This window comes from Streptomyces sp. SID14478 (genome assembly GCF_010548525.1).
In the GTDB taxonomy this organism is placed as follows: Bacteria; Actinomycetota; Actinomycetes; order Streptomycetales; family Streptomycetaceae; genus Streptomyces.
In genome coordinates this window covers 1-7,280 of the sequence record NZ_JAAGMG010001046.1, presented here as the reverse complement: position 1 = coordinate 7,280, position 7,280 = coordinate 1, and the positions used below count along the sequence as shown (strand labels likewise).

General features: G+C 71.9%; 6 protein-coding genes. 2 read left to right on the top strand and 4 right to left on the bottom strand.

Going from position 1 to position 7,280, the window contains the following annotated elements; translation table 11 throughout:
• The 4 genes from G3I40_RS33820 to G3I40_RS33805 form a co-directional block, all read right to left on the bottom strand.
• On the bottom strand, positions 1–2,158 hold a 2,158-nt coding region (locus tag G3I40_RS33820), incomplete at its 3' end, for a DUF3488 and transglutaminase-like domain-containing protein (protein ID WP_203645246.1).
• Positions 2,155–3,552 carry a DUF58 domain-containing protein gene (locus G3I40_RS33815; protein WP_164558659.1) on the bottom strand — a complete coding sequence of 466 codons (1,398 nt, stop codon included), beginning with the start codon at positions 3,550–3,552 and terminating at the stop codon, positions 2,155–2,157. The genes G3I40_RS33815 and G3I40_RS33820, both read right to left, overlap by 4 nt.
• Positions 3,552–4,595: a MoxR family ATPase gene (locus G3I40_RS33810; RefSeq protein WP_164558658.1), complete on the bottom strand. Its 1,044-nt coding sequence runs from the start codon at positions 4,593–4,595 to the stop codon at positions 3,552–3,554. Before G3I40_RS33810 ends, G3I40_RS33815 begins: the two co-directional genes overlap by 1 nt.
• A gap of 231 nt (positions 4,596–4,826) precedes the next feature.
• On the bottom strand, positions 4,827–5,432 hold the full coding sequence (locus G3I40_RS33805) for a carbonic anhydrase (protein WP_164558657.1): 606 nt from the start codon (positions 5,430–5,432) through the stop codon (positions 4,827–4,829).
• Between the two features lie 350 nt (positions 5,433–5,782).
• Here G3I40_RS33805 and rsmH point away from each other — a divergent pair, with 350 nt between their 5' ends.
• On the top strand, positions 5,783–6,787 hold the full coding sequence (rsmH, locus tag G3I40_RS33800; protein ID WP_164558656.1) for a 16S rRNA (cytosine(1402)-N(4))-methyltransferase RsmH: 1,005 nt from the start codon (positions 5,783–5,785) through the stop codon (positions 6,785–6,787).
• Positions 6,788–6,836: 49 nt separating this feature from the next.
• The coding region (locus G3I40_RS33795; RefSeq protein WP_164558655.1) for a septum formation initiator family protein at positions 6,837–7,280 on the top strand (444 nt) is incomplete at its 3' end.

Below are 7,280 nucleotides of genomic sequence, written 5' to 3'. Positions count from 1 at the left end.
CCGCCGCCACCCGGTGGACGGACTCGGCGGCCGGCGGATCGAGCTGTCCGACCCGGGCGATGCGCGCCGCCGTCTTCCGGGGCGTCTGCGAGTCGTCGGGGCCGATGCCGTGGTCCCACGCGGTGTCGGTGACCTCGCGCCAGGCCGCCAGCGTGCGCGCGGCGACATCGGCCTCCGTGCGGCCGGGCGAGCCCAGCCGCAGCGCCCTGAGGCGTTTTCGCCACAGCATCGGCAGCAGGGGCACGAGGAGGACCAGCAGAGCCGCCAGGGTCACCAGCAGGATCGTGCCGATCGGCGGGCCGTCGTCCGTCCCTGCGCCCACGACCGCCGCGGCCGTGTTGCCGCAGCTGCCGTCCCTGCGCTGTGCCGCCGTGCAACTCTGCGACGACGACGGCTGGGAGGCCGAGGGGGCCGAGGAGGCGGACTCGCTCGGCGCCGCGGGGTTGCTCGGGTCGTCCGACGGGCTGTTGTCCTGCGTGTACGAAGGGACCGTGCCGCGGCTCGGGGTGGGCTCGAAGCGGGTCCAGCCCACGCCCTCGAAGTACAGCTCCGGCCACGCGTGCGCGTCCCGCAGGCCCACCGTGTAACTGCCGTCGCCCGCGGGTGCGCCGGGCGTGAAGCCGACCGCGACGCGGGCCGGTATGCCCAGCGTGCGGGCCATCGCCGCCATCGCGAAGGAGAAGTGGACGCAGAAGCCCTCCTTGTCCTTCAGGAAGCGGGCTATGGCGGCGGAACCGCTGCCCGCCTGCACCTGGACGTCGTACGTGAAGCCGCCGTTGACCGCGAAGTAGTCCTGCAGCTTGACCGCGCGTTCGTAGTTGTTCGCCGCGCCCTGCGTGACCTTGAGCGCGGTCGAGCGCACCACGTCCGGCAGCGAGCGCGGCACCTTCGTGAAGTCCTTCGCGATGTCCGACGGCGGTGCGCCCGCATTGGCCAACTGCTGGGCCGTCGGCTGCACGATCATGCTCTTGACGGTGTACTTCTGCCCCTGCGTCGTCTGCCCGTGGTCGCCGACGAGGGTGCGGCCGACCTGCTCGAAGCGCCAGCGCCCGTTGATCGACACCTGTGTCGCGGGGAAGGGCATCGGCAGCCAGTCCTGCGAGTACCAGTCGGCCGCCGCGATCCTCGTCGTGATCTCGGTCCTGCCGACATCGGCGTCGAGCCCGCGCGGGTTCGGCAACGGGCGGGGCACGTCGGTGATGCTGCGCACCGAGGGACGCCACGTCGTGCCGTCGAACTCGTCGAGCGCCACGATCCTCATGTACATGTCGGAGGTCTGCTCGGAGTTCGTCCGGTACGACATCACGGTCCGGTCCTCCGGCTGGTTCAGGCTGTTCTGCAGCGAGACCAGCGGGTTGACCGCGGAGATGGTGCCGCCGCCACCCGTGCCGTTGCCCACACCGCTGCCGGAGGGCCCGAGGAGGCCGCCGTCGAGCGCGGGCAGGGCGAGCGGCACCACCAGTGCGATGCCCAGGGCGAGCACACCGATGCGCCGGCCGGTCCGGACCGGGGCGACCGCGCCGCCCGCACCGTCCTGCCCCGGGGCGGCGGGTACGCGCCCCGTGCCGCCGAACACCCGCCCCCACTGCGAGAGCCGGTCGCGGCTCTCGGCGAGCAGAAGCACCAGATAGCCGCCGGCCGCGAAGAGGAACCACAGCCAGTCGGTCCCGCCGTCGGAGAGTCCCGCGGCGACCGAGTACAGCGCGAGCAGCGGAAGTCCTGCCGGGGCGGCGCTGCGGAACGTCACCGCGAGCACGTCCACCGCGAGCCCGATGACCAGCGCCCCGCCGACCAGCATCAGCCGGATGCCCTCGGACAGGGGGGCCGGGATCATGTACTTGCTGACGTCGTCGCCGCCCGTCTCCAGCAGCAGCCCGAAGTGCCGGAAGGCGTCGGGCCCGGGGACGATCCCGCCGAGCGCCTGGTCGTGCGCGAAGACGAGCGTGAGCAGCAGCAGGGAGACGAGGGCCTGCGCCGCGACCGTCAGCGGGCGGGCCAGCGGGACCCGGCGGGCCGCCGCCCCCACCGCGGCCTGGATCACCAGCAGGATCGCGGCCTGGAAGATCCACGTGGACCTGTCGACCAGGGGGAGCAGCGAGCACGAGGCCAGGAACGTGGCCAGCGTCGCGCAGATCGACAGGCGGGCGCCACCGCTCATGACCAACCTCCCGTGGTGCCGGCCGAGCCGACCGTCCCCGTGCGCTGCCGGTCCGCCTGCCGCCACATGTCCACGACGGCGGCGCCGGGCGGCACCACCACGGCGGTCCAGCCGGCTTCCTGCAACATGCGCAGCCGCTCCGTGCACCGCTTCGAGGGCGGCGTCCCGGGGCCCTGCACCCAGGACTCGCTGTCCAGGAGGAAGGCGACCGCGCCGCCGCTGCGCTGGCGCATCTTGGCGACCACGGCGGCCTGTTCCTCGTCGAGGTCGCCGAAGAAGGCGACCAGAAGTCCTTCGTTCCCGCTGCGCAGTACGTCGTACGCGGCGGAGAGCGTGTACGCGTCGGAGTGGTCGACGACGGCGAGCGTGTCCATCATCAGGCCCGCCGCGTCCGCCGATTCCTGGCTGGCCCCCGCGAACCCGTCCGTGCCCTCGCCCGGTACCACGCTTCCCGTGTCCGTCAACAGCCGCACGGAGAAGCCCCGTTCCAGCATGTGCACCAGGGCGGAGGCCGTACCGGACACCGCCCACTCGAAGGCCGATTCGGGGCCCGCGCCCTGATAGGCGGGACCCCGCGTGTCGATCAGGACCGTGCAGCGGGCCCGCTGCGGCTGTTCCTCGCGGCGCACCATCAGCTCGCCGTAGCGCGCCGTCGAGCGCCAGTGGACGCGGCGCAGATCGTCGCCGTAGCGGTACCCGCGCGGGATCACGTCGTCCTCGCCGGCCAGTGCCAGCGAGCGCTGCCGCCCGTCGCCGTACCCCTTCGCCTCGCCGGACAGGCGCACCGGCGGCAGCGGTTCCACGCGCGGGATCACCGTCAGGGTGTCGTACGTCGAGAAGGACCGGGTCAGTTCGCACATGCCGAAGGGGTCGGTGAGCCGCAGCTGCAGCGGGCCCAGCGGATAGCGGCCGCGCAGGTCGGAGCGGACCCGATAGGACACTTCGCGGCGCCCGCCCGCCTCGACCCGGTCGAGGACGAAGCGGGGCCGGGGCCCGAGCACGTACGGGACCCGGTCCTGGAGCATCAGCAGGCCCGTGGGCAGCCGCGAGATGTTGTCCATCCGCAGGTGCACGCGCGCCTCCGAACCGGCGGGCACGCGCGCGGGGGAGAGGCGGCGGCTGCCCGCGACCCGGTAGCGGGTGCGGTACAGGACCCCCGCGCAGACCAGCGGCAGCGCCGCGAGCAGCAGGCCGACCCGGAGCAGGTCGCTCTGGCCCAGGACGTACGCGCAGATCGCGGCGGCGATGCCGGCCGCGAGGAACGAACGGCCGCGCGTGGTCAGACCGGCGAGCGCGGTGCGCAGGCCGCTCTTGTCACCCTTGTCGTTCGTCGAGTCGTCGCCGTCCGTGAAGCCGCCCCCGGCGTCCGCCCCGTAGTACCCCCCGGCCGTCATCACAGCCTCCGGGTGCCGGGCGGCTGCTGGTCGTACATCGGGGGCGTCGTGTTGTCGAAGGCCTGGGGCGCGCGGGTGTCGGCGGCCGGGAGCGGGGTGCGCTGCAGGATGTCGAGGACGACCTGCTCCGCGGTGCGCCGGTTCAACTGGGCCTGCGCGGTGGGCAGCAGACGGTGTGCCAGGACCGCGACGGCCAGCGCCTGGATGTCGTCCGGCAGCGCGTAGTCCCGGCCGCTGAGGGCCGCCGAGGCCTTGGCCGCCCGCAGCAGGTGCAGCGTCGCGCGCGGGGACGCGCCGAGTCTGAGGTCCGGGTGGTTGCGCGTCGCGGCGACCAGGTCGACCGCGTAGCGCCGTACGGCGTCGGCGACGTGGACCGTGCGCACGGCGTCGACCAGCTTCACGATGTCGTGCGCGTGCGCCACCGGCTGCAGGTCGTCCAGGGGTGAGGCGCCCCCGTGGACGTCGAGCATCTGCAGCTCGGCCTCCGGGTTCGGATAGCCGATGGACACGCGCGCCATGAAGCGGTCGCGCTGGGCCTCGGGCAGTGGGTACGTGCCCTCCATCTCGACCGGGTTCTGGGTCGCCACCACCATGAAGGGGCTGGGCAGTTCGTAGGTCTGGCCGTCGATGGTGACCTGGCGCTCCTCCATGGACTCCAGGAGCGCGGACTGCGTCTTCGGGGACGCACGGTTGATCTCGTCGCCGATCACGATCTGCGCGAAGATCGCCCCCGGCTTGAACTCGAAGTCCCGACGCTGCTGGTCCCAGATGGACACACCGGTGATGTCCGACGGCAGCAGGTCGGGAGTGAACTGGATGCGGCGCACCGAGCAGTCGATGGACCGCGCCAGTGCCTTGGCGAGCATCGTCTTGCCGACGCCCGGCACGTCCTCGATGAGCAGGTGCCCCTCGGCGAGGAGCACGGTCAGCGAAAGCCGTACGACCTCCGGCTTGCCCTCGATCACACCCTCCACCGACCTGCGCACCCGCTCCGCAGTGGTGGTCAGATCAGTGAGGCTCGCTCGATCGTCATAGGTCGTCACCCGGCCCTCCTCGGCCCGTACATTCCCGGGCCGACGCTCTGTGACGCGGACCGGCCCACCCCGAAACACGGACACCACGCGCGAAAAGTTCCGTCGCTCGCGCGGGGTGCCACACACGCATTCTTGTTGGCGTTACCGGTTCGTGTCACTCGCCTGTGGATAACTGGCCGCGATATGTCGAGGCTTAGGACCTTTTGAGGGGACGGCCGACCGGTGGCCGACCGCCTCGTGTCACGCCGGGTCGATCTCGCGGAGCAGACCGCTCTTCACGTCGAACACGAATCCGCGCACGTCGTCGGTGTGCAGCAGGAAGGGAGAGGTGCGCACCTTCTGGATGGACTGGCGCACGTCCTGGTCGACGTCGCGGAATCCTTCGACGGCCCATGTGGGGCGCTGGCCGACCTCCATCTCCAGGTCGTGCCGGAAGTCCTCGGACAGGCCCTCCAGGCCACAGCCCGAGTGGTGGATGAGGACCACGCTGCGGGTGCCGAGGGCGCGCTGGCTGATGGTGAGCGAGCGGATCACGTCGTCGGTCACGACGCCGCCCGCGTTGCGGACGGTGTGACAGTCGCCGAGCTCCAGACCGAGCGCCGCGTGCAGGTCGAGGCGGGCGTCCATGCACGCGACGACGGCGACCTGCAACACGGGGCGCGCGTCCATGCCGGGATCGGTGAAGGCAGCGGCGTACCGCGCGTTCGCCTCGACGAGGCGGTCGGTGACGGTGCCGTCGACGGCTATGGCGTCTTCGGAGGGGAGGGATGCGGAAGTCGTCATAGTCATGACGGTAGTGGTCGCGGAGCGCCCGGGCCTGCTGTGAGACGGGACAAAGAACGTCATCAAGCCTTGTTGTGAGCTAACCCACAGGGGTGGGAGGACCGCGACCGATCGGGTGAATTGTCCGGAGATACGGCTTCACGGGGACGCGGCCCGCGACGCGCAGGCCAGTTGATTGACCGGGGAGCACCGTGGACTAAAGTGACGCCGAACCCCATTTGAACCATGCAACACGGAGATCCCGGCGCTGCCGGACGCTCCCCGCGTGCGCGGCGCGTACGTACGGCTCGGCCTCCTCCCGCTCCGGTCGGCCGGCGTCACTTCCCCGGCGCCGACGGACCACCATCCCCTTCACGAGCGGGCGGGGACCCGGCAGTGCGTACCGCCGCGCCGGACCTGAGAGGGCCCAGGAAATGACAGGGCACGAAGCGCTTCCTCAACAGGGCGGTGGTGGGCGACGGGAGGGACAGCGACACGTCCCCGTCATGCTCCGGCGCTGCCTGGACATGTTGGCTCCGGCGCTGGCCCAGCCGGGAGCGGTCGTCGTCGACTGCACGCTCGGCCTCGGCGGACACAGCGAGGCGCTGCTCTCCACGTTCCCCTCCTGCCGCCTCGTCGCGCTCGACCGCGACAAGGAGGCGCTGCGGCTGTCGGGCGAGCGGCTCGCGCCCTTCGGTGACCGGGCCACCCTCGTGCACGCCGTGTACGACGAACTGCCCGAGGTCCTCGACCGCCTGGAGATCCCGCGCGTCCAGGGCGTCCTGTTCGACCTCGGCGTCTCCTCCATGCAGCTCGACGAGGCCGACCGCGGCTTCGCGTACGCCCAGGACGCGCCGCTCGACATGCGCATGGACCAGACGGCCGGGATGAGCGCCGCCGAGGTCCTCAACACGTATCCGCCGGGCGAGTTGGTGCGCATCCTGCGCCAGTACGGCGAGGAGAAGCAGGCCAAGCGCATCGTCTCGGCCGTCGTGCGCGAGCGCGAGAAGGAACCGTTCAGCAACAGCGCCCGGCTCGTCGAGCTGATCCGCGACTCCCTGCCGCAGGCCGCCAAGCGCACCGGCGGCAACCCGGCCAAGCGCACCTTCCAGGCGCTGCGCATCGAGGTCAACGGCGAGCTGAGCGTCCTGGAGCGGGCCGTTCCGGCCGCGGTGAAGGCGCTCGCCGTCGGTGGCCGGATCGCCGTCCTGTCGTACCACTCGCTCGAGGACCGACTGGTCAAGCAGGTGTTCGCGGCCGGCGCCGCCACCACGGCGCCGCCCGGCCTGCCCGTCGTCCCCGAGCGCTACCAGCCGCGGCTCAAGCTGCTCACGCGCGGTGCCGAACTTCCCACGGAGGAAGAGGTCGCCGAGAACCGCCGGGCCGCCCCGGCGCGGCTGCGGGGCGCGCAGCGCATCCGCGAGGACGTCAACGAATAAGGGTCGGAACAGGCCGTCGAGTGAGGCACGCGCGCGTAGAGGGGTGGTCATGACCGCCAAGAGCGGCTCGAAAGGTTCCCAGGGCTCCCGGGCTCCCCGGGGCTCCACAGGCGAACTGCGGGGGAGGGTCGCACGGTTGGCGCGGCTGTTCCCGCTCTCCCCGTCCGGCGGCGCCCAGGCCGCCAGAACTCCCTTCGTCCTCCTCGTCGTGCTGCTGCTCGGCGGCGGCCTCATCACGCTGCTGCTGTTGAACTCCTCGCTCAACGAAGGATCGTTCAAACTCAGCAGGCTCAAGAAGCAGACCACCGAGCTGACCGACGACGAGCAGCAGCTCCAGCGCGACGTCGACTCCTACTCGGCGCCCGACGCCCTCCAGCGCCGCGCCCGCGAACTCGGCATGGTCCCCGGCGGCGACCCCGCGTTCCTCACCCCGGACGGCGCCGTCCGCGGTGCGCCGACCCCGGCCGCGTTGCCCTTGCCGGTGCGCCCGCAG

Bases quoted from the DNA above. Each gene is read 5' to 3' on its own strand.
- G3I40_RS33815 (WP_164558659.1), bottom strand. From the start codon at position 3,552: ATGACGGCCGGGGGGTACTACGGGGCGGACGCCGGGGGCGGCTTCACG.
- G3I40_RS33805 (WP_164558657.1), bottom strand. From the start codon at position 5,432: ATGACGTTCTTTGTCCCGTCTCACAGCAGGCCCGGGCGCTCCGCGACC.
- rsmH (WP_164558656.1), top strand. From the start codon at position 5,783: ATGACAGGGCACGAAGCGCTTCCTCAACAGGGCGGTGGTGGGCGACGG.